Annotated in this window: 24 protein-coding genes and 1 pseudogene; 7 read left to right on the top strand and 18 right to left on the bottom strand. The window is 58.3% G+C overall.

Going from position 1 to position 21,789, the window contains the following annotated elements; genetic code table 11:
- Positions 1–189 precede the first annotated feature (189 nt).
- Positions 190–411 carry a hypothetical protein gene (locus ABIG06_RS33590; RefSeq protein ID WP_424578510.1) on the top strand — a complete coding sequence of 74 codons (222 nt, stop codon included), beginning with the start codon at positions 190–192 and terminating at the stop codon, positions 409–411.
- A 70-nt stretch (positions 412–481) separates the two neighbouring features.
- Positions 482–2,107 carry a recombinase family protein gene (locus ABIG06_RS33585; RefSeq protein ID WP_424578509.1) on the top strand — a complete coding sequence of 542 codons (1,626 nt, stop codon included), beginning with the start codon at positions 482–484 and terminating at the stop codon, positions 2,105–2,107.
- Here the strand turns inward: ABIG06_RS33585 and ABIG06_RS33580 are convergent.
- The 5 genes from ABIG06_RS33580 to ABIG06_RS33560 form a co-directional block, all read right to left on the bottom strand.
- On the bottom strand, positions 2,097–3,632 hold the full coding sequence (locus ABIG06_RS33580; RefSeq protein ID WP_424578508.1) for an FAD-dependent monooxygenase: 1,536 nt from the start codon (positions 3,630–3,632) through the stop codon (positions 2,097–2,099). The genes ABIG06_RS33585 and ABIG06_RS33580 overlap by 11 nt on opposite strands.
- 236 nt (positions 3,633–3,868) lie before the next feature.
- Positions 3,869–4,213 carry a response regulator gene (locus ABIG06_RS33575; protein ID WP_424578507.1) on the bottom strand — a complete coding sequence of 115 codons (345 nt, stop codon included), beginning with the start codon at positions 4,211–4,213 and terminating at the stop codon, positions 3,869–3,871.
- A 64-nt stretch (positions 4,214–4,277) separates the two neighbouring features.
- Positions 4,278–4,466, bottom strand: a complete 189-nt coding sequence (locus tag ABIG06_RS33570) for a hypothetical protein (protein ID WP_424578506.1) — start codon at positions 4,464–4,466, stop codon at positions 4,278–4,280.
- Positions 4,467–4,530: 64 nt separating this feature from the next.
- Positions 4,531–4,758 carry a hypothetical protein gene (locus ABIG06_RS33565; protein WP_424578505.1) on the bottom strand — a complete coding sequence of 76 codons (228 nt, stop codon included), beginning with the start codon at positions 4,756–4,758 and terminating at the stop codon, positions 4,531–4,533.
- Positions 4,759–4,823: 65 nt separating this feature from the next.
- Positions 4,824–5,276: a hypothetical protein gene (locus ABIG06_RS33560; RefSeq protein ID WP_424578504.1), complete on the bottom strand. Its 453-nt coding sequence runs from the start codon at positions 5,274–5,276 to the stop codon at positions 4,824–4,826.
- A 458-nt stretch (positions 5,277–5,734) separates the two neighbouring features.
- Between ABIG06_RS33560 and ABIG06_RS33555 the strand changes: the two genes are divergently transcribed.
- From ABIG06_RS33555 to ABIG06_RS33540, 4 genes and pseudogenes are all read left to right on the top strand, one after another.
- A complete protein-coding gene (locus ABIG06_RS33555) occupies positions 5,735–7,003 on the top strand; it encodes a hypothetical protein (protein WP_424578503.1) in 1,269 nt (422 codons plus the stop codon).
- A pseudogene (locus ABIG06_RS33550) lies at positions 7,003–7,996 on the top strand (glycosyltransferase family 2 protein). Before ABIG06_RS33555 ends, ABIG06_RS33550 begins: the two are co-directional and overlap by 1 nt.
- 452 nt (positions 7,997–8,448) lie before the next feature.
- Positions 8,449–8,967, top strand: coding sequence for a hypothetical protein (locus ABIG06_RS33545; RefSeq protein WP_424578502.1), 519 nt, complete (start codon positions 8,449–8,451; stop codon positions 8,965–8,967).
- A 344-nt stretch (positions 8,968–9,311) separates the two neighbouring features.
- Positions 9,312–9,566, top strand: coding sequence for a hypothetical protein (locus tag ABIG06_RS33540; protein WP_424578501.1), 255 nt, complete (start codon positions 9,312–9,314; stop codon positions 9,564–9,566).
- Positions 9,567–9,738: 172 nt separating this feature from the next.
- On the opposite strand, the gene ABIG06_RS33535 is transcribed toward ABIG06_RS33540, so the two are convergent.
- The 10 genes from ABIG06_RS33535 to ABIG06_RS33490 all read right to left on the bottom strand — a co-directional run bounded on the left by ABIG06_RS33535 (position 9,739) and on the right by ABIG06_RS33490 (position 17,921).
- On the bottom strand, positions 9,739–11,715 hold the full coding sequence (locus ABIG06_RS33535; protein WP_424578500.1) for a hypothetical protein: 1,977 nt from the start codon (positions 11,713–11,715) through the stop codon (positions 9,739–9,741).
- 145 nt (positions 11,716–11,860) lie between these two features.
- Positions 11,861–12,490: a hypothetical protein gene (locus tag ABIG06_RS33530; RefSeq protein WP_424578499.1), complete on the bottom strand. Its 630-nt coding sequence runs from the start codon at positions 12,488–12,490 to the stop codon at positions 11,861–11,863.
- Positions 12,487–12,612 carry a hypothetical protein gene (locus tag ABIG06_RS33525; protein ID WP_338302660.1) on the bottom strand — a complete coding sequence of 42 codons (126 nt, stop codon included), beginning with the start codon at positions 12,610–12,612 and terminating at the stop codon, positions 12,487–12,489. The genes ABIG06_RS33530 and ABIG06_RS33525 overlap by 4 nt, the downstream gene beginning before the upstream one ends.
- Positions 12,613–12,798: 186 nt before the next feature.
- Entirely contained in the window at positions 12,799–13,986 is a 1,188-nt protein-coding gene (locus ABIG06_RS33520) for a hypothetical protein (RefSeq protein WP_424578498.1), read from the bottom strand.
- On the bottom strand, positions 13,926–14,684 hold the full coding sequence (locus ABIG06_RS33515) for a hypothetical protein (RefSeq protein WP_424578497.1): 759 nt from the start codon (positions 14,682–14,684) through the stop codon (positions 13,926–13,928). Before ABIG06_RS33515 ends, ABIG06_RS33520 begins: the two co-directional genes overlap by 61 nt.
- On the bottom strand, positions 14,684–14,911 hold the full coding sequence (locus tag ABIG06_RS33510) for a hypothetical protein (RefSeq protein ID WP_424578496.1): 228 nt from the start codon (positions 14,909–14,911) through the stop codon (positions 14,684–14,686). Before ABIG06_RS33510 ends, ABIG06_RS33515 begins: the two co-directional genes overlap by 1 nt.
- Positions 14,912–14,962: 51 nt before the next feature.
- Positions 14,963–15,616 carry a hypothetical protein gene (locus ABIG06_RS33505; RefSeq protein WP_424578495.1) on the bottom strand — a complete coding sequence of 218 codons (654 nt, stop codon included), beginning with the start codon at positions 15,614–15,616 and terminating at the stop codon, positions 14,963–14,965.
- A gap of 93 nt (positions 15,617–15,709) precedes the next feature.
- Positions 15,710–15,925 carry a hypothetical protein gene (locus ABIG06_RS33500; RefSeq protein WP_424578494.1) on the bottom strand — a complete coding sequence of 72 codons (216 nt, stop codon included), beginning with the start codon at positions 15,923–15,925 and terminating at the stop codon, positions 15,710–15,712.
- A gap of 92 nt (positions 15,926–16,017) precedes the next feature.
- Positions 16,018–16,506: a hypothetical protein gene (locus ABIG06_RS33495; protein ID WP_424578493.1), complete on the bottom strand. Its 489-nt coding sequence runs from the start codon at positions 16,504–16,506 to the stop codon at positions 16,018–16,020.
- Positions 16,503–17,921: a tyrosine-type recombinase/integrase gene (locus ABIG06_RS33490; protein WP_424578492.1), complete on the bottom strand. Its 1,419-nt coding sequence runs from the start codon at positions 17,919–17,921 to the stop codon at positions 16,503–16,505. The genes ABIG06_RS33495 and ABIG06_RS33490 overlap by 4 nt, the downstream gene beginning before the upstream one ends.
- Before the next feature lie 328 nt (positions 17,922–18,249).
- Between ABIG06_RS33490 and ABIG06_RS33485 the strand changes: the two genes are divergently transcribed.
- Positions 18,250–19,035, top strand: coding sequence for a hypothetical protein (locus ABIG06_RS33485; protein WP_370140144.1), 786 nt, complete (start codon positions 18,250–18,252; stop codon positions 19,033–19,035).
- Between the two features lie 45 nt (positions 19,036–19,080).
- Here the strand turns inward: ABIG06_RS33485 and ABIG06_RS33480 are convergent, their stop codons facing one another.
- From ABIG06_RS33480 to ABIG06_RS33470, 3 genes are all read right to left on the bottom strand, one after another.
- Complete coding sequence (locus ABIG06_RS33480; protein WP_370140143.1) at positions 19,081–20,136, bottom strand: tyrosine-type recombinase/integrase; 1,056 nt, start codon at positions 20,134–20,136, stop codon at positions 19,081–19,083.
- Positions 20,137–20,442: 306 nt separating this feature from the next.
- A complete protein-coding gene (locus ABIG06_RS33475) occupies positions 20,443–21,189 on the bottom strand; it encodes a hypothetical protein (protein WP_370140142.1) in 747 nt (248 codons plus the stop codon).
- Positions 21,190–21,245: 56 nt separating this feature from the next.
- Positions 21,246–21,743 (bottom strand): hypothetical protein, encoded by a 498-nt coding sequence (locus tag ABIG06_RS33470; RefSeq protein WP_370140141.1) that lies wholly within the window; start codon positions 21,741–21,743, stop codon positions 21,246–21,248.
- Positions 21,744–21,789 lie beyond the last annotated feature (46 nt).

Raw genomic sequence — 21,789 nt, 5'->3', positions numbered from 1 at the left:
CGGGCAACGCTGCACGTCAAGGGGGCCATTTTGCTGAGCAGCAAAGACCGTGGCGGTTCGGTCTCGCTTGAGCCGAAAATTACCAGGTCGAACTTCAATTGAATTTTGAAATGCCGAAATTTCGCTTGCTCCGTCGGGCAAAACAGGAGTTTATAGGGCGCTGGCTCCAATCAAGGTAGGACCAGCGCAATGGCTGATGAGATCGAAGCTCCGAACGAACTGTATAAGATCGCCCAGCTCAATGGAGACTTCCGGAGGAACTACGGCACGTTAGTGGGCGCGTTCCTGTATCTGCGATCGATCCGTGCGGCTCGCCGTACATCGAGTTGGGGCGGATTGATAGTGGCCGTTGCGACAGTCATTCTGACCTGGGCGGCGAAGCTCGTGTGCTCCTGGAGCGGCCGATCGTAGCTAAGCAAACTTCACGACCGTTCCTGGACGTCGTAAACTGCTCAGGCGCGAGGTGCTGAGGCGCCCTCCGATGATCAATCCGCTAGTTCCACGTGAAATTTGCTTGCCGAAAACACAGCGGGCCCTTTGTGCTGCGCAGTACGTTCGGATGTCGACGGACCACCAACGCTACTCGATCGAAAATCAAGCTGCGGCAATTGCGACCTACGCGCAAGCGCGCGGATTAGAGATCGTGCGAACTTATCGCGACGACGGCGAAAGTGGTCTCGGGATCAGAAACAGACCAGGTTTGACCGGATTGATTGCGGACGTCCGTCAAGGCCGCGTGAACTTCGATCACATCCTTATTTACGACGTCAGCCGCTGGGGGCGTTTTCAAGACATTGATGAAAGTGCTCACTACGAATTTATCTGCAGGGAAGCTGGCATGACGGTTTGCTATTGTGCAGAGCAATTTGAGAATGATGGAAGTGTCATTTCAGGCATCATCAAGAATATCAAGCGGGTGATGGCAGCCGAATTTAGTCGGGAGCTTGGGATCAAGGTGCACACCGGCGCGTGCCATCTTTCTCGCCTTGGCTTTCGACAAGGAGGCCATCCCTGCTTCGGACTTCGCAGAGAACTGTATGATGAAAGCGGCCGGTCCCGAGGAATATTGGAAAGCGGACAGTGGAAGTGCCTTCAATCAGACCGGGTCATCCTACGTCCAGGACCGCAACACGAAATAGAGACGGTGAGACGAGTGTTCGATCGGTTCGTAAAAGATCATCTTACGGAGACGAAGATCGCGCGAGAACTGAATCTTGGCGGGGTTCTCAATCAGGGGCGACCATGGACCTTTTCCACGGTCCACTATTTACTCCAGAACGATAATTACATTGGCACCAATCGCTACAATCGCCACACACAAAGGCTGCGAACCGCTCGGAAACGAAATCCTCCATCGGATTGGATCAAGAAGGAGTGCGCGTTCGAACCAGTAGTGGACAAGGAAATCTTTGCAAAGGCGCAGGAGATGTTTGATTTTCGGCGACAATGCAGAGGATTGTCAGACGAGGAAATGCTCAAGCGATTGAGAATACTACTTCACCGACGAGGGCGGCTGAGCAGAGACATTATCAATGAAACTGAGGGTATACCCGGCTCGCTAGCGTACCTAAGCCGTTTTGGCAGTCTAAGAGCCGCCTATCGCCTGATCGGCTACAGTCCGAAGCGGAATTACGAACACGTCGAATCGCGAGCCGTTCGCCGCGATATGGTCAAGACGCTGGCCCGAAAGATTGCGGCGTGGCTTGCAAAATCTGGCGAGGATGTCAGGCTCAATCAAGCTCATCAGATACTCAAGATTCACGCCGTCGCAATATCCTTTCGCGTGGCACGCAGCCGGCTTTCTCATGGTGCGACACATCCGAGTTGGGTCATTATACGTGGCCGGCATCTTCCTCCCGGCCTGGTGGTCGTGGTCAGGTTGAATGAAGGTAATCGAGAGATAAAGGACTATCTCCTGATGCCTGCCTCTCAATTGGTTGGTCGCGAGTTGCGCTTCAGTGAGAGAAACCAGGAGCGTTTTGGGTTGCGACGATATGGGACTGTCGTCGGAATAATGGAAACGATCAAACGACGCTTAAGCAACCTAGTTTTTCTAACCAAGCCGGTGCCATCTGATCTGGGTAGGTCCACAGACACTACGCAATAGTGGTCGGTCCGAACCAGGTAGTCAACGCCTCCGCAAGTCCACGTTCGCTCCCATCTCCTACCCAGGCCACATGGCCGTCCGGCCGCACTAGCACGGCGGCGGGCGCGGCGACATCGCCGATGGCCGGAAGCCGCCATGGGCCGTCATAGTCGCCGTCGACAACAGCGATGCGATCGGCCCAGGGCGTTGCCCTGACGCTGCTGCGCTGTCCGAAATTGAGCAGCACGCCGCGCGCGTCGTGCAGCAGCGTGAACAATTTTAGCGGCCGCCCGTCGACCATAAGATCGAGATCAGGCATGCGGCGTCCGAGCAGCGCGTGGCCTTCGCCGAGATCATAGCGGATGTCGAGCCCGCTCATCATCGCGCCAAGGCGCTGTCGCGGCTCGTCCATGGCGAGCAGCTCGGCGATCACCTCGCGCGCGGCCTTGCGGCCGTCGTCGCCGCGGCGGAGCAGGGCGATCTGCGCCATGGTGTGTTTCAGCACGCGCGCGGCCACGGGATGGCGCTCGTCGTGATAGGTGTCGAGCAGGCTGTCCGGCGAGAGGCCGCGCACCACCTGCGCCAGCTTCCAACCGAGATTGACGGCGTCCTGCACACCGAGGTTGAGGCCCTGTCCGCCGACGGAGTGATGGATATGCGCGGCATCGCCGGCGAGCAGCACGCGGCCCTTGCGATAGGACGTCGCCTGCCGTGCGGCATCGGTGAAGCGGGAGATCCAGGCGGGGTTCTGCAGGCCGAAATCGGTGCCATAGACTGCATTGAGGGCTCCGCTGAGATCGCGCAAGCCCGGCTCGCCGCTGCGCGCGAGCGTTGCTTCCGTCACGAGGACCAGCACGCGCCCGCGCTCGGTCTTGCTGAGTCCATGGAAGCCGAGCGCGTCGTGGCGCAGGCCGAACCTAGGGGCCTCGCGCATCTCGACCTCGGCCATGAGATTGCTCAGCGTCGGCTCGAAACCGGCGAAGTCGATGCCGGCCGCCTTGCGCACCACGCTGCGGCCGCCGTCGCAACCGACGAGATAGTTTGCGCGCAGCACCTTGCCGCCAGAGAGCGTGACGTGGACGCCGGCCTCGTCTTGCGCAAAACCTGATACCTCGATGTCGCGATAGACCGCGACTCCGAGCTCGGTGGCCCAATCGGCCAGGATGCGCTCGATGTGGGCCTGCCGCAGCGCCAGCCCGTAAGGATGCCGCGTGGGAAGGTCGCTGATGTCGAGCCTGGTCCAGGCGAAACCTGCGAGCTGGGTGATCTGGCCCTCGCGCAGGAAGCGATCGGCGATGCCGCGCTGATCGAGGATCTCGAGCGTGCGGGCATGCAGTCCGCCAGCGCGGGTCTCGACCAACGCTTGATCAGCGCGCCGCTCGATCACGGCGACGTCGATTTTGGTGAGCGCAAGCTCGGCGGCCAGCATCAATCCGGTGGGGCCGCCGCCGGCGATGAGGACGGCATGATCGGCGCTCGCCGGCGCGCGCGCACTGGTGCGATGCGCCTCGTGGTTCGAACGCGACGTTGGAAGCAATACGGGCATGTGACCCCCTCAATGTCATTGGCTGGGTCACGGGTTCTACGGCAGGAACAGGGGCTTGAAGCAAGCCCGTTGCGCACCACATATCAAACTGGGAGGAAGGGCGCCTTCTTCCGCGTTCGCCGCGTCGACACGTCGGGCAGAACACCGGCATAATGGCATTATCGAAAGAGTTCGGTCAGCTCGCGCGGGAACATCCGCTGCGGGTTTTTCTTTTGGCAGTTGTCTTTTGCCTGCGTTCAGCTGATCCCAGTGGTTCGCTGCATCACGTGGGCGAGTTCCTCGAACGAGAACGGCTTCCTGATCATCGGGAGGCCACCGCGCCGGGGCTCGCGGCCGGACAGTTGCAGCACCTTCAGCTTAGGACGGACGCGTCTGGCTAATTCGGCCAGCTCATGACCGTCCATGCCGGGCATGTTGATATCGGTGATGAGAATGGAGATGTATTCGTTCTGCTTAAGCCGGTCGAGTGCGTCCGCGCCGCTTTGGGCGCGGATGACGTGGCAACCGAGACCCTCAAGCATGTCCCCGATCGCATCAAGGACTGCCAGCTCATCATCAACAACCAGAACAGTTTCGCTCATCTCGCGAACGTTCCTTCAACCACGAAAATCAACGCGCTTCTCGCCAGGTGTGTTCCAAGCCAGGCTAATCATCCCTAGACAAATCGCCGGGTTTGGTGGGGAGGTCGATGGTGCCGCCTTCGCCGTGCACGAGGTCGCGACTTCCTTCCTTCAACTCTTCGGAATCCTCGATGATCGACTCTTGAGATGCGCCTTTGAGGTCGGTGCTGGATTTTGCACCGGACCTATTGCGCGATGGATTGCGTGTTGTCATGGCCGATCCTCCAGATCTTTCAATGTTTGCTCGGCCATTTCGTTCGGTCAGATGACGCGTTCAGTTATATTTTAGGCTTCATGAGCTGCCGCGGAAGCACGAGCACCACACTGATCCGGCGGTCGAGGATTTTCGAGGCGACGATCGAAATGTGCAGCGCGAACTCGTCCTCCATCTCTGCCGCCGCATCTTCGTCCCGCGCGTAGACGTACAGAATATCGCCATCCACTTCGTCGAACCGGACAGCTCGGAAGAGCCGATCGAAGCGATCTGCACCGACGATCAGCGCCATTCGTGCGGCAATCGCTTGGTCTTGGGCTTCAGTTACAATCACAGCTCAGTGCGCCTAGTTTTCCTCTACTCGACCGCAAAGACTTGGTAGTATTGCCCCCGGGTCGTCTGCGTAAACGCAATCTCCAACGCGACTATCTCCGCATAACCTCCCGGTTCGTCGCCGACATTAACGAGGTCAACCACCGTTAGACCTCGGCCGGTATCAAAGTTGGAGGCGGGCGCGCCGGGAATCCGGATCAGGCCCTGCACACTGGGGCCCTTGGTGCGGATGGCGACTTTGATCTGCGGCGCCGTTCGGTCGGAGAGCCGCTCTGACCGGAAATCGATCCGTTGCCATCGATCGAGATCTCCCGCTGCTTGCGCTCCATAGATGGGCGCCGTCGCCGGATTGATGGTGGCACGAGTAGGGACGTTGAGCGTCACTAGTCCGACGATGAGCGCGACTACGCCGATACCTGAGTTAACGAAGAACTCCCGCCAGCGGCTCCTATCGACTCGCGGTATCTTTGGCAGCATGCGAGCGATCCATCAATGATCGGATAGCTGCCCCCTTCACCGCAGCATTCTCCGACCCCGTGGCAACGTTCTCGGGCGTACAATGTGTCGAAGGTGGATTGCCGCACTGACGCGCAAGCGCCTCCCATCCTACGCACTTTCCAGAGTGGTTCCTATATCCGGGGCCGCCGTTATCACCGCACGCGGCAACTCCAGGGGGGCATGCACTCACAAGGAAAGCGGCGACAACCGCAGATATCTGTAGAGAACGTACCATGCAATCCAAGGAACAAGCGGTCGCCCGCTGCCTCATGCGATTCACCCGTTCAGGCTCCGGCTCTGCTCTGCGAAACATCGATAGTATGTCGGTCGGGCCCCACCGTAGGGGGCGCGGTCGAGGTCCGCAAGAGTGACCAGCATCTTGCGCCATCGTTGGTTGTAGTGGTAGCGTCGCCCGCTTTCTGGGCAAGGGGGCGATTTTGAAACGCTATTTTCCGGCCATACTCCTGGCCGGACTTTTGGTTGCTGCGTTGCAACCAGTTTACTGTTTGCTGATGTCGAACTTGGACCGGGTGATCTCCCATGACAGGACATGGGAACACATTCGGCATGCTTTCGATTCGGGCGTTCTTGAGACGAGTTTTCATTCCAAGAATTTCTGGATCACCGGCGGGGACCGCTTCACGGACTGCTATTCGCTCGGGATCGGGCTCCAGCCGGATGTCGACGCTGCCACCGCTGGAATCACGGCCTCCAGACCTGTTTCTGAGCGGCATTCCTGTGATGATCTGAAGGAGGCCGCTGCTGAGCCAACGTCCGTCGCATGGCAACGGTACTCTCGCTATTGGCATGGCTACAGGCTCTACGGTGCACCGCTGGCGTCGGCTCTTCCGATCCTGGTGCTCAAGCTTCTAAATCTGCTGGTTCTGGTGGTTTTGGCTGTCTTCTTCTGTTCTGAAGCGGCCAAGTTGATCGGTGTGGCCGCGACGATTGGGCTATGTGCACCGGTGCTATTCATGTCGGACTTCGTGCGCATCTGGCAAATCACGCCACATGCCGTTAGTACGGCCGTCATCCTTGGCGGCGCCGCCATCTTCGCCGCAGGGATCAGGAAGCGGGCGTCTGACCTAGTCTTGATTCTGATGGCGGCCACCTTCGGCACGCTTTTCAATTTCGTCGACTTCTTGGTCAACCCGCCGTGGATGCCGATGCTATTGGCGTTCTTTCTTGTCGCCGCTGGTCGCGGCGCTCCGATCGCTTTGATTTGCGTCGCTACCTGGTTTTCGGCCTATGGCGCTACCTGGGCAGCAAAATGGGGAGCAGCCTTTATCGTCGAGCCATCGTTCGATATTAAGACTGACGTCATCGATACCGCCCTGTTCAGGATCAATGGGGACAACGTCAAGGTGTGGCATTTCCCGCTTGCGGCGACGACTAAGGTCTTCACCAACGCATTTTTGAGTTGGGGGATGCTAATACTTCTGCCGGTACTATTGATCTTCCGTTTACCACTGCGGCGACCTCCACTGGCATTGGCTTGGCCGGCTCTGATTCCTATCGTGTGGTTTGAGATTTTGAGCAATCACAGTCAGATCCATGCTTTTTTTGTATCGAGAAGCGCAGCAGCGGCGATCGGCGTTGTAGCGGCCGCGGCCCTTATGGCGGACCGCGTGACGGACGCCAGGCAGATCTTCGTAGCGGCGCGCCGATGGTCGTCGCGAGACGGCTTTCGAACGCGCGAGATTTAATGAGCCTCTCGCAGTTCAAGATCGCCGTCCTGGTGCCATGCCACAATGAAGAGGCGACCGTCGGCACGGTCGTGAGAGATTTCCGTAACGCCTTACCCGGTGCCGAAGTCTACGTCTACGAGAACAACTGTGCTGATCGCACTGCGGCGATGGCGGGGGAGAGCGGGGCGGTGGTGCGCAGTGAGCGCGCCCAGGGGAAGGGGACATGTGGTCCGGCGGATGTTCGCCGACATTGAGGCCGAAATCTACATCCTTGTCGATGGCGATGCTACCTATGACGCACACAGCGCACCGTACCTCATTCATAAGCTCATCGCCGAACAGCTAGATATGGTTGTTGGCGTTCGCGTGGATCAATCCGAGGCAGCGTATCGGCGCGGCCATCGGACTGGGAACCGGATGCTGACAGGCCTTCTATCGCTGATCTTCGGGCGAGCCTTCAAAGATATCCTATCAGGCTATCGCGTCTTTTCACGTCGGTTCGTGAAGTCCTTTCCAGCGCTATCGAACGGATTCGAGATCGAGACCGAGTTGGCCGTGCATGCGTTGGAATTGTCGCTGCCAGTTGGCGAGTTCGATACGCTCTATTTTGCGAGGCCTGTCGGGTCGCGTTCTAAGCTCAACACCTGGAGAGATGGGCTCCGTATCGTTGCCACGATGCTGAAGCTATACCGGTCGGAGAGGCCCCTTCATTTTTTCACCTGCATCGCCGCAGGACTCGCAACAATGTCTATTGGCTTTGCCGTACCGATCATCATCACGTTCCTGGAAACCGGATTGGTGCCGCGGCTCCCCACGGCGGTATTGTCAATGGGACTGATGATCATGGCCATGCTGTCGGTTTCTGCGGGCCTGATCTTGGACACCGTCACCCGCGGTCGTCGCGAAATGAAGAGATTGGCATATCTGGCCCTCGGCGTGCCGGTGTCCTCACGTGCCGCCAGGCTGATTAGTTTGGAGAGTCCAGACGAGATGGTCTGCCTGCGGTCTTGAAAAGCGTCGCTCCTTCGGGAGCGCGACTCCTCGGCTCTCCACCAAAGGGCCAGGTTCAGGTGAGCTGGGTCGCGGTTGTCTTTGGTGCAGGACGCGTCGCTTGACCGCGGGCCGGCTAACATGTCCAATTTTGATTGCTCCTCGCTCAGGCGCCTTTCGACAAACTGCCGCTCGAACTCTGTCAGAGAGGTTTGCAACAAGAAACGATAGCGTTGAATATTGTTGCGATGCGCACGGGCCAATTGGTCGTCAATCATCATCGTCGTCTTCCTGTGACTGACATACCAATCCATCGCAGGAGCGTAGTATTCGCCCCCGGGCTCCTCCACGGTAGTGAGCTTTTCGTTCCCGATCTGTGAACTAGTTCACACCTGCCATCAATCGTTGCGAGATCGCGTAGCGGCTTATGTCGAGCGCCTTGGGATCGACTGTGGATGGGTACGGTAGGGGGAATGACCGGCCTGTCGCTCGAGCGAGGATTGTCGGCGCTTGGCAGCCGAAACTTCCGAGGCGGCCGGCTTCAGACGATCTTGCTGCACGTGATGATGGCCGATGTCACGACGGTGACCGATCAGCTCGGATTCGAACCGAGTTGCACCGACAATAAGCGCTATTCGAGCTGCAGCTGGTCCCATATCAGCCGCGAGAATACCCGCTTGGGCCGTGGCATCAATCCGATTGAGCAAAAGCTGCAACCGAAAACTGCGCAAAAGCCGGTCGATCAAGCCGAGATTGGCAACCGGATACGTGCCTTCACAGAGTTGCAGGCCGGCATTGATTGGCTTTCTCTTTGCATTTCCGTGCTGAGTCGGCCTGACTTAAGACAACACTTTGCGGACCGCCTGCAGGCGCCATCCGATCTCATTGTTCGACTTCAGGCTCAAGCAGAACGCAGTCGCGGCAGAAAACGTGAAGCTCTAGAGAATGAGCCTTGGGCACACCAGCGGCGCATGATCTCGGTGCATCTTTGATTTCGTTACCGAATTTCGGCTTTTTCACAAGCCTTCCAAGCTGCATATGAAGTTCGATTCCCTTCGCTCGCTCCATCAAGGTGTGCCTGTGAGACGAGGATTTCTTGAATTTTCGCGTTCAGTTTTCGACCGATTCCGTGTGCCGCGGGACTTTCCGCGCGGGTCCGAAAAAAGTGTAGTATTTACAAGCCTTACCATCCGTTCCGGAGTCGCTTACTTACTGTTCCGAAATACTCCGTGTGACACGGCTGGCACATAGAGTCGCCTCTCTGTTCCAGAGACGTTCGCTATAAAGACACCCCACGTGTTAGTTAAAGGATATCCAAAAGAGTCGCGTTAACGTCATGTACGAAAATGCACTCGGCAAAGAACTAGCAAAGAACATATTCGAAGCATTCAAACAGGCAGGCTGGGAAGAGGCGCAGTTAGGTCCTGGTGGAGGACTTGGCGACGGCATCGTTGTCGGATGGAGTTCGCGCGCGGTCGCAGTGAAGGCCGCCTTGGAATCGACGGCAAATTTCCCTCGCGTTTGGGCGAAGGACACGGAGAAGGAAGTTCCGGACCTCATCATCGTAGGTGTCGGACTTAACTCCTTTTAGCTTCACCTATTATCGAAATCGGCCCGCTCCGTCAGAAGGCCATCCTGTTTGGGATCGGATTGGACATCAGCGGTGATTGAACCACGCGCATTGGCCGCCACGAGTCCGCCCGCTACTTCGGTTAGTGGGCGGGCGGGGATTTGGGACCGGCTGCGTCGACGCAAGGCGCCGCTCACAAGCGAGCGTTGGCTGTCCAAGTGCCAGACACGTTCATGTCGTCACCATCAGCATTGGTGTTGCTCCAGCTGACATTTAGCTTGTCGACAGAAGGACTGCTCACGACTGTTCCTGTCGCGCGCAGCTGAGACAGGCCAGAGATGGAGCAGGTTGGCGTCACTCGTTTTTGGACCTTGAATGGCTGCGTAGCGGAGAACGCGCGATTGACTTGCACGCCTGAGACCGTCGAAAAGACGAACCCGCATTTTTCGTACCAGCGCATGCATCGGCGTAACTCTCCCTCAAAACTCGGCGCAACGAACGGGCTTGCCGCGTTGCCCTGCTCGATCTTCACCTTGCCGATATCGAGCGTCACGTTCTGCGCCTGCGCAGCGTTGGTCCAGAACAGCACGGCGAGATTGTTCATCGATCCCGACACGGTCCCGGACAGCACCGTGATATCCGTCAGCGTGTTTGCGGCGAGCGCGACCGAGCCGACTGCTACGATCGTCGTCGACGTCGAGGTAAAGAAGTTGCCGGCCGTGAACGTGCCATTGGTCCAGTCCGCGACGACGTCTTTCGTGATCGCGTCGGCCGTCCCGGTCCACTCCACGATGGCATAGCGCAAGGTCGTCGCCGCCGACATGCGCACGCGCGCCGACAGCACCACGTCCTTGCCGCGCAGATCCTTGCAGAATCGCGATTCGAGCCACTGGATGCGGCCGAACCGCTGCGCACTGGCGTTGGCCTGCAGGCTGCGCATCATGAACGGCGTTCCGTTCTCAGCATCTGCGACCGAGCTGACCGTCACCGGGTTGGATTGCGTCAGTGTAAGCCACTGGTCGAAATCGTAGGCCCCGTCCGCGCGCGAGGCGCCTCCGCCGATGACCTCCTGGTCGATCTCTCCGGACGGATTAAACAGGTAATTCTTACCGGGGATCCCGAGATTGCGGCGCGACTCGGCGGCCGCAGCCGCCGACGACAATTCGGAAAGGCGGTTAACGCTTGAAAGATCGCCCGCGCCTGGCTGACCGACGATGTTGAAATTCCAATCCGCCAGCGTGCCGCTGCCGTTGGTTTTGTCGACGTTGATTGTCAGCGTCGTGCTGCTGTAGGTCGCGACGCCTTCCATCCAATAGTTCGATGGATCGGCTGCATAACTCGCTCGCACGCGTGCGCCGTCCAGATAAGCGAGACCGGTTTGCGTGGCAAAGGCCTTGGAACCCGTACCAACCGCAACGGACGTCGTCGACGTGCCGCCGTAGGTCTTACCGGCTGGGATCGTGAAATCGAGAACGGCAGCGCTCGACGTGCCGGAATTGGTGACGGCAGCGGCGCTGCCTCCGGCGCCGGTCGTGACCGTGCCGACCGATACAGTCGCGGCGTCGCCGTCCGTACCTCTGGCGGCGAGAAGTTGCCAATAGGTGACATTTGGCGGCGTATGGTTGGTGTGGTCGAGCACGCAAACGTAGCTCGCCCCGCTCAACGCGACAACGTCGCCGACCGCGTAATCTGTGCCGCTGTCCCACGCTCCCTTGAGTTGGAACGCCTTGTAAATTCCGAGATATGCCCAGACGCCGCCGCTTTTGACCCACGTCTTGCCTATCGTCGGCTGGAACGCATACTGCCCTTCATTGCCGAGCGATGGGTCAGGCTCGGTAAGGGTAGTGCCGACGAACACGAAAAAGCCGGTCGTGTTCATCGCCGCGACCAGTGTCGAAACATCCGCCATCGCCTGCGCACCGGCAAATCGCTGCGGCGAGACCTGCCAAATCTTGTACGCGACCGCAGTTTGAGCACCGCCGCCCCACGGGGGGATGGTCAATTCGTCGGTGTCCACGACGTCGGAAATGATCGTCTGGAAATTGCCAATTTGCAGAATGTCACCAGGGCGTGCGTTCACGCCGGACCAAATGGCGCCGGCCGCTGTAACGGTCGTTCCGCCGGCTGAAACCGTGACGGTCCCGGTGGAATAGCTGGCGAGTGCGGTCATCGAGATTTCCTTGCTTCAGCGATCGGCAGCCATTTTCCAGCGACCTTCCGCCAGACTTTGCCCGTTGCGGGTTGAAAGGCGATCCACCCTTGGGCATCGGGCGGAGGTTCGCTGAGTTCGGGTGGCAGGTTGTTAATTTCCATTTTCATTGATGATCGATCCGATTCGACCAGCGTTTCAGAACTTTGATCGAGATACCGTCAGCATCGACCCGCGTGTGTTGCGCGAAGCCGCCGACAAGCCCGCCAACCGTGTCTCCGCCAAATGTGCCTTCGGTCGTTCGGTGAAACTTTGCGGCACACTGCTTCTCAAGCAACAGCAATCCGTCGCGGGGAAACTGCATCTGCGAGGATTCGTCTATGCTGGGCCGGATATAGAGTTCGACTTTGCGTCCTTTGAAAATGCTGTGGTCGAAATAGCATTCCGTTACGAAGATCGACGGGCCGTCAGTATCGGACCAGCCAGCCAGCACGACGTCGCAACGGCCTGTCATGCTGAGACCGACCGTCTTCGCCCGTGCGCAACAAGTTCTCAGCAATTCCGGCATTGCCTGGACGAGCGCGGGAAAATCGGCGAACGGGGTTTCGATGAGGAGCGCCAAGAGCAGAACTGGCACGGTCGACATGCCCGTGACTCCAAACACAGCATTGTGCTCGGGTAAGATCGAAACCTTAGTACCGATGCCCGCAAGCTTGCCGGATGCCGGATCATGCCAGGCACCATCGGAGAAGACGTGGATTGCCCCTGAAGATTTGAAAGCAGAGATCGCGGTCATTGGTCGTCTCCGTCGTCGTCCGACCGTTCGTCGACTTCCACGATTTCAACTTCGTCGATGAAGGTACTCGTGATGCCGACGGTGGCGAGAGCCGTGGCCGCGATGGCTGTAAAGATTGGCATTATGCTTTCCCCTTGTTGTTGCTATCCATCGGGCTCACTCCCTTCGTTCACGTGTCGGCCAGCGCCAAGCACACCATTCGGCGTTAGCCTCGTGGAGATCATCAAAATCGGGATCGAGCATTTCGCCAGGTGGCAATGGTGGCGACTGCTCCCGCGGCCGACCGTTTTGCCGTTTTTGCTTCGGCGTCATAGATCCCGCCTTTTCTTCGCGCTCTGCACGATCCGCACCGTGTCCGCGTAGCGGGCGGCGCGATCGCGGGCCAACTCCTCGCGGAGCTGCGACACGGTCTCAGCGGACGCGCCTTGGCCGATGTTGATCTGCCGGTTGTCCTGCATGACCACGGATGGGCCGGAGCTGCCGCCGGCCGCCGCCAGGCGCGAGACCATGCCATTCGGAGACATCGTGCCGCCGTCGGCGAAGCCGGGCAGGAACGGCTTGGAGATGTGGTTCGGGACGACGGTAACGCCGCCCTTGTGGACATTGATTAGCTCGGGGCCGCGCTCGCCAACCACGCCCCAGCCCGGGCCGAACGTGCCGCCGTTGGCGGCTGCGAACATGGGGAAAGAAATCCCGCCAGTGCCTGCACCCAGGCCGGTAGCGTTTGATGCCTGGCCGTAGCTTCCGACGAACCCTCCGCCGCCGCCTCCACCAATGCCGAACAACGAACCGATCGCACCGGCAATTCCACCGCCCGACGACGATCCGCCGAATGCAGACGCGAACAGATTATCGGCCGCCATCTGCATCAGCTTGTCGCTGAGCTTGCCGAGAGCGTTGAGGCCGGCATCCTCGAACGCATCCCAGGCGCTCGCGCCATTCCGGATCTGCTGTCCGATCTCGACGAAGAACCCGCGGTTGACGTTCATTCCCTCAACCATGAGTCCGTCGAGTTGCTTTCGCGCGTTGCCAGCGTCGTTCAAGGCTTGCTGGAACATAGGTAGCGCGGAGCCGGCGACCTTAGCTTGGTCCGCGAGCGCTTCGACGGATTTCGCGGCAAGGTTTGAGGCACTGCTAAACTGTTCGAGATTGGTCGGATCGATCAAACCCCGGTCGACCCAACTCTGCAGCGTGTCGGCGGCAGCCTTGCTGGCGTCCTTGAAACTGAAAACGCCGATGCTAGCCTGATCCTGCACACGCGACATTTCCGCCTGCGCACGAACAGCGTTGAGCACGGCGTCGCGCATCTTGCCGACACCGACTCCGGTTTGGATAAACGCTGCGTCGAGTTCGAGTTCCTTCGCCTTGACCTGATCCTCGACGGTTGCCAGTTGACCGAGAAGCGCAATCCGCTGAGAGACCGCGCCGTAGGAGCCTATCCGCCCGCGAGCCGGCAGCCTGGCGAAAATCCATGGGCGACGTTCCACCGCGGCCAATCGATGGGCGCCGGCTTGATCATTTGCCCGATTTGATCTTGCGAGCGCCAGTCCTGCAGTAGACATTGGGTGATTCCTTCGCGAGTGATGGTGCTGTGCTGCGCGTAGCCACCAATCCAGTGAATTCCGTCGTCAAAGAGCGCATGACGTTGCATCTCGATGACCTTGCAGAGCTTGTTCTTCAGAACCGCCGGCTCGTCGTCCTCGGATAGACCTTCGAACCAAGCCTCCATGACGATTTCGCCGGGTATCACCGGGCCGACGATGACATTCGGCAATCGCTGAAGCACGAACGGTTCAGGCAAATAATCGCCCTTCGTGCCTTCCGGCACGCCGATCGGTGTCTGATCGGTCGTTTCGATGACGTATGCTTCGGGGCCTCCGCGCGATTCGGAAAAACCAACCAGAAGCAATTCAATATGGTTGTTGAGCTGCCAGCGGTTGACCATCGAAGGCAGCACGACCTCGATGCACTCGACAATGTCATCGAACGTTGCGAACGCGTTAGTCAACTCGTAGCCGAGGACTGGCGTGGCAATCGTCATGCCTCGAACTGCAATTCCGCCGGGCCAGCCGGGTACGGTGTAGAATTTCGGTACGAAGCCAGCCAGAACACCGTTGCGATCGTAACTTGCCGCGTCGGTGACAACGTGGATCGCCTGATGCTTAGGGCTGATGACGATGTTTGTGGCGGTCATCACTTAATTGTTTCCAGCGCCATGTTGAGTTTGGCCCCCATCTCGAACGCGGCGTCGAAGATGGTTTCAAGGGGCGGCGCCGACGGACCTTCCTTGACGGCGCGCAGCCGCTCGAATGCCTCGTCGCGGATCTTGGTCAAACCGGTTTCGTCTACACCGCTGCGGACGCCATCGAGCAGATCGGTTTCGAAATCTAGGGCGATCTGTTTCAAGCTTACCAAGGTCATGCGATGGTCTCGTCAAAGTCAGTAGTGGCCCAATATTCGCCTGCCCGGGTATCAGTCGGGCAGCGCGTTGTAGGCGGAGAGCCCCTTTGTATTGACGAAAGCGGCGCGATCTTTCTCGGTTCTGAAATCTGATTTCCGCGCGATCGACTGCTTGGCCGCGACTGTCGGAAGCGCTTGATATGCTGCGAGGCCATGTTTCTCGACCCAAGCAGCCCGCTCTTTCTCCGATTTGAAATCGGATTTGCTGGGCGTCCTGGATGGGTCCTCGATGTCCGTCAGGGGCGTCCCGCCTCCATTGAACATCGAGGGAAACTTCGCAGTGATCTCTTTGACAAGGTCGTCGATCGTGGCGCGTCCGCTCGAGTCCTTTCCGGTCAAGAACGTCCCGTCCTCAGCCAGGATCGAGATGACCCGCTGTCCGTTTTCACTGTCGAGTGCGATCCGATGTTCGAAACGTTGAACTAGTAGGTCGTCGACATCCTGCAACACGTTTGCATTTCGCAGCGCTGCGCTAAGCGCTAATCTTCGCTCATTCTCGCGAGCAAGCTTAAGCTCATTTTCGACCGGAGATACGTGTGTTTCAACGTAGGTTTTCAGGTCTGAGAGTTCGAGATGATAGTGCCCCGACGTCGCATCCTTGACGTACAAACCGTGCAACTCCGGTTTCACATTCTCGAGGTTCGGTTCGACGATTCTTAGCGGCATGTCTTGGTCTCGGTAGAGTGATCTAGGAGTGGCTTAAGCGGTGGCGTCGCGCGGGGAATGTTGCTCGTTCGCATCGAATGTTGATTGTCAACGTCAGGCAGCAACGGGCTGGCGGCGGGCTGCGACGTCGCGCTCCCATGCGGCGAGTTCACCGAGACGCCAAAAGCGACGCTTCGCGATGTAGAGCGGGCGAGGGAAGTCGGGATCGTCTTTGAGACGGCGCTCGACCCACATGTGACTCACGCCGCCATAGCGGGCGCGGAGCTGCGAAGTGGGGATGAGTGGATCGTGATCACTGGTGATTGTCATTTGACGTGTTGTCCTGCCTTGTTCGCACAGAACATCACGAAGCGACGCGCCCCATCTAGCGGCGAAAAGAAAGCGGAATTTCTACCGGTGGATCAGACAGTCCAATAGGAACGCTTTCGATCCAAGTCGCGCTCAATAGTTGAGGGCGACTTATTGCGAGCGCGCGGATCCCGTGCGGCCCATTTCGCCGCGCGCTCTGCAGCGGCCTTGCCCGGAAATTTACGCTTCGCTTCATCGAGCAACTCAACGTAAGCACGAACGTCTGCCACTTTGTCACGAGGGCGGCCGGCAGAATTGAGTTCGCCGGCAAGCAAGTGCGCCAGAGAGCGTCGGTCCCCGCTGCTTAGGGGACGTTCCGACAGCAGATACAAAATTAGGTCCGCAGTTGGACCGCCATCCGCGCACGCCGTTCGCAGTTTTGCACCGTTGAACGCTTGGATGGCTTTGACAATAGAACCGAAGAAATCGTCGGCAGGGGCGGGGATTGTGACGTCATGATTAGCGAGACGAAGCGCTCTTTCGACAGCGCCCATACGTTTACCGGCCACGAAGAGAGCGGTCTTGTACCCGTTTTTGGTCATGCCTGCTCCCTCTGGAACGGAAACACGTTGCTGGCAGGACGATTATTCACCAGGTCATCGACGTATCGCGCCCACGCGGTGAAAGCCTGCATCTTTTCGCGGAGGTATTTGTGCCGAGCGTATACTCTGGCAACGCCGCGGATCGCGCCCGATGAGTGATTCACACATGCCTCGGCGATCTCGATGGAGAACCCAAGCGCCTGCAGGCCGGTATAGAACGTCCGGCGCAGGTCGTGCAGCGTCCATGGCTCCAATTGCGCGTTCGGATCACCCTTGCGCAGCTCGGCTAGCATGGCTTCATCGAAACGCTTCTTCGCTTTGGACAGGCCGCTGACGGGCGTTTCACCGGTTGTCGTGAATAAGAGTCCTTTTCCCTTGATAGTGGGAAGCGACTTCAACAGCGCCACAGCCTGCGGGCTGAGCGGCACAAGATGTTCACGACCGTTCTTCGTTCGCTCTTTCGGGGTCGTCCACAGCGGCTCATTCCAACGGCTGCCGTCGTCGAGCACGATAGGTGTCCCGTGCAGGTCCAGTTCGGACCGTGGCAGCTCTCGCAACTCGTCGCGCCGTTGTCCAAGCAGGATCAAGGATTGCACGAGCCGGCCGAAGGGGTAGCCTTCACGATCGGCGACCTTCCAGGCGGCAACCAGCTCGGCGGCGGAGAGCTTGCGCTCTCGTTCGGTTTCACGGGCGAAGGCGTCAAGCGAAGCGACGGGAGAGGCTTCCCGCATGTCACGGTCGACGCACCAATCGAAGAAGGTCTTGAGGGTGGTCAAGGTCCGATTCGCCGTCACGCCGCGACCGGAATCGACCAAAGCGTCGAGCAACACGATTGCCTCGTGTTTCGTAATGGAGGTCAGAATGCGGCCGGACCATTTTTCGAGCACGCCGTTCCCGGTCTTTTTCCATTCCCCGGGGGTCTCAGGATCCGGCTTCAGGCCGAAATAGTGGGCTGTGAGCAGGCGGGTCGATTCCCGCAGCCCTTGGCGCTTGCGGCCTTTGTAGCGCTTCAAAAACTCGATCATGGCCGCGTCGATCGTATTGTCGCGGACGGCCTCGCGCTTGGCTTCGGCCTTTTCCTGGCGCCGGACATGGGTGGGGTCGATCCCTCGCCGCACGTCCTCCGCGGCGGCCGTGGCCAGCATTCGGGCTTGGCTGGGGGTTAGAGGATGGCCGATCTGCGGCTTGGCCGGGGAGGGCGTGTGCGCGAGCGGCCCGAGTGTCAGTTTCTTGGGTGCGCGTTGGCCGGCGGCGCGCTCCACGGGGGACCGGAAGCGGAAGACCCAAGACTTCACGCCGGATGGGTGGACGACCAGAAATAGGCCGGCGGCGCCGCCGTCGGACCTCTCATAACGGACCGCGCGGGGCTTAAGCTGTTCGATCGCCAGGTGGGATAGCGCCCTAGTCTTGCCCATACCGTTACCCCAAGGTGCTGGAGGGTAACGTCTCATGCCCGTTAGTGGCTGTTACCCCGCGTTCGTAACATGCCACGACGGATCAAAATTAGCTAGTTCAATAAGGTGTTTACAGCTTACTTGATCGTTCAGTCTCGTTACGCTTCGTTATTGTATCGCCTTCGTCTGGGAGACTAGGGGTCGGAGGTTCAAATCCTCTCGCTCCGACCAAATTATCCAACCATTTCAGCATTATCTTCGGGCGGTCGGTTTGCAACCACCGCCCGTTTGCAATTAGTTTGCAATTTTCGTTCTTTTCCCGTTCTCGGACATCCTAGCGGAAGCAGCAATGGGATTCGGCATGTGGCTCGTAAATCTGTTGGTCAATGCGGCGACCAACTTCGCTACGAGTGACAACATCTTGCCCGCGCTTACACTCAGCATGCTTGCTGCCGGGATATTCGGTATCGTTCGACAAAGTGGGCGAGTTTCTTGGGGTGAGCGCGGCGTGGATTCCTGGTGGTTTATAGGATTGTGGGCGGTAGTCGGGATCGTAGCTATTGGCGCGATGGCGTTTGGCCTCGGGTTACGGGCGGCAAAACCTAAGCAGCCTGACACCCAAACCGAGGAGCCGACGAACAAACAGCAAAGCGCGTCTTATTTGAAAGATGTTCACTTCTACGGTGGATCACTCTCGCCACCAGTTCTAAATCCGCGGTTTGAAGCTAGATTTGTCCGCGCTGGCAAAAGGTGCCGGTTGTTCATCGATCACCGCTATTATGCGCGGGGGATCGGGCGTGGTGAATGGACGTCACGTCCCCTAATTGAACTTCCACGGATTGAAGAGTTTGTGGAAGGTCAATCGCTCACCGTTGCGGTTCTCACACCATTCGAGATTGACGGAAGAATTCAGTGGCGCTGGGGGCCGGCCGCAGAGCAGACGGACGCAAAAACCACCTTCGTCGCGCGAAGTTGGCACCGCGGGCGCATAATAGTCAGATGCGACGATGCTCCACCGCAGAGCTATTATTTCATCATCGACCCGGAGCAATCGGATGCTGCTCCCATGCTAATCGGACTCGACCGGTTCGATTTCATTAAGGAATGGGAGGCCGAAGATAAAAGACAAAACTGACTTCGCGAAGCTGGACACTATTCGGCTGCTGCTGCCGTGGCGCCTTTAGCTCCCGGTCTCCGTGCTTCTATCCCTGTAGTCTTCAAGTTTTTTGATGGCATTCGCTGCTAGAACGCCACGTCGGGCCAAATAGGCGTCGATGACGCGCTGGGCCTTGTCGACGGTCCAAGTCAGCGCCTCAGCGATCTCCGGCGCCGTAGCGCCAGCCTCAGCAAGCAACGTGGCAGCCGTGCCACGGTTGTCATGGAAGTTCAGGTCGCCGGCTCCGACTGCGTCCGAGTCTTCCCGCCAGTGATCGTTGAAATAACGCTTGGTGTAAGCCTTCCCGGTCGGCGTCAGAATGACCAGCGCGCCGGCGCGGCGCAGGGCGTCGAGGTGCACCTTAAGCTCTCGCGTTGCTGGGATCCAAAGCATCTTTCCGGTCTTGCTGGATCGGATTTGGACGTGCTGCCCATCGTAGCGAGTCCAGGCAAATTTGCGCACGTCGCTGGCACGCATTGCCGTGTTTCGGACCAGGATCATGGCTGTCGCCATTGCAGGCCGTGCGGTGTTGATGAATCGCTGCTGTAGCTCCTCCGACCACGTCTTATCGGCCCGGTCACTCTTGTAGAGTCGATGGAAGGTTGGGATCGGGTGGTGTTTGATTCGGCGCTGCTCTTTCGCGAACGAAAGCACGCGGCAAAGCGCAGACATGAGGTTATCGGCCGATCGCCGCGAGGTCTTGCCTAGCTCTTGGTGCCACGCGAGAGCGTCCGCCGCGAATGCGTCGGCGTCGTCGGCGTTGTTGAACGTGTCCTCCGGGACAGTGCCCCACTTCTGTTCAATGCGCTTGAGCTTCCAAGGATACTGCTTGCGCGACTCCTCACTGAGCGCGGCATAGGTGCTGGACGTATCGAACAGGCGAATGAGATCGATGAGCGTCTTTTCGCTCTTCCGGCGAGTGCGCTTCGCTGCTTCCGCGTAGGTCTCAGCGAGGCGGTCGGGATCTAGGCGAATGCCGGTGGCGCGGTGGTAGTAGTAGACCTTGACCGTGCCATCAGCCTGTCGTTTGGGAACGCGGTTGATGCCCTTGAGCTTAAGCGGCTTCGGTCTTGCGCGCATTCTCAGCTTTCCAACGCTGGTAGGGGGTCAGTTCGGCAGCAGATTCTGTCACAAGGCCGGATGCCCGGTCCAGGGCGGCGTCAAGGGCCTTGAGGTCCCAGCGGTTGGTCCCGGGCATTGCCCTGGGGATAAGTCCCTTCTGAACCCAGCGGTCAAACGCGGCGAGGGTATTGCAGCCGCAATATTGGGCTGCCTCCTGCTTTGTTAAACACCGCTTGTGCACGTGTGCCGTTCCCTATCACCGATCTACGGTAGATATAGCGGCCGATCGTTGGGATGCGCTGTCTTTCTCGCGGGAATACGCGCCTAATGACGGATAGAAAAGATGCCGAAGCGATTTCTGCGATCGAGGTCGAACTTTCCAGCAACCGCGTTGTCAAAAGAAAACACGATCTCGCCCAAACAGTCGATGACACTATGGAGCCAGTCATCTCTTATGATGTATTTGCCAGATTCACGTAGCGGCAGGTCTGCGGTTGTGGCGCCGGTTCTCCGCAGAAATACGTCATTTATCTTGCAATCGTTATGAGCGATCAAGTTGCGCACCTCTGATGCGAGTTGCACGAGCTTGAACTGATCTTCGGACCGATACAAATCGATCTTGGTGCGCTCTTTTATGAACGCTCGCACATCAGAGAGCGATGAGTAAGAAAGCTCGTGTAGTTTCTTGTCTACCAAGTGACGCACTATTTCATCGAATGTGCGTAGTTCCAAAATCTTGGCGACCTTGATTTGGCCTTCAGCGGACAACATCTCGGGCCTTCTGAGGAATACTTCGCTCAGTATCGCCGAAACATAGTGATTGAATGACTCGACTATCCGCGAGAGCAGAATTTCTTGCACCATCTGTCTCTCAAGTGAGATTGAGTCCGGAGCATATTTTTCTGCCTCAATTGCAAAGAGTTCCGCGCTCTGCTCAGTCATGCTGGCAGCAATCGCGCCTCTTGCTTCAATCACTCCAAAAAAAAATGAAGCGAAATCGTTAACTTCGGATACGCGCATGATGTAGTCGAGGCACGGCCAGGTAACAAGCGCTTGCGGTTCAACGGTCATGAAAAATCCCCCGCGCAATCTAAGCGCGAGGGACGATTTTGGGCAAGGGCTGGAGATCAGTTGCTGCGGAACAATTCCACCGATTGTTTGAGCGTTTCCGATCGGTCCGACGCAGTCGCGGCACGCAATGGCTTGGTCGTCTTGGCATTAAAGCTTGCGGTCGATACCGACGCCGCCGTTACTCCTCCGGCGAATTCGAGATCAGCGAGGAACTCGAACATCTGCTCATCAGAGAGAAGCATTGATCGCTGCGCTTTGTCCCCAATCACCTCGTTGCCCGCGATCTCAGCGCGGATGAGGTCGACGCAAAAGATGTAACCACTGCTCGAGTGCTTAACCTCGACATAAGCCTTCACGTCGTCATCGTGGGTGTCCAAATAGGTTAGCCGCACCATCGATCGCTTCCGTAGGCCTCGGACACGTTCGACGAAGCGCATGGCGTCGTCGCTTTCGATCATTACTTTGCATTCTTGGTCCCATACTTTTAGACCGATGGCGACGACGCGCTCCGCGGCATTAACAATGGTGACCTCGGGAAGCACTACGGTAGGCATCTCATTACTCTCCATGTCATCAGTCGGAATGATCCCCTGAGAAGAA

Source organism: Bradyrhizobium sp. USDA 326 (assembly GCF_049739485.1).
Taxonomy (GTDB): Bacteria; Pseudomonadota; Alphaproteobacteria; order Rhizobiales; family Xanthobacteraceae; genus Bradyrhizobium.
The sequence above is the reverse complement of the archived record's forward strand: the minus strand, read 5'-3'. Positions and strand labels throughout refer to the sequence as shown.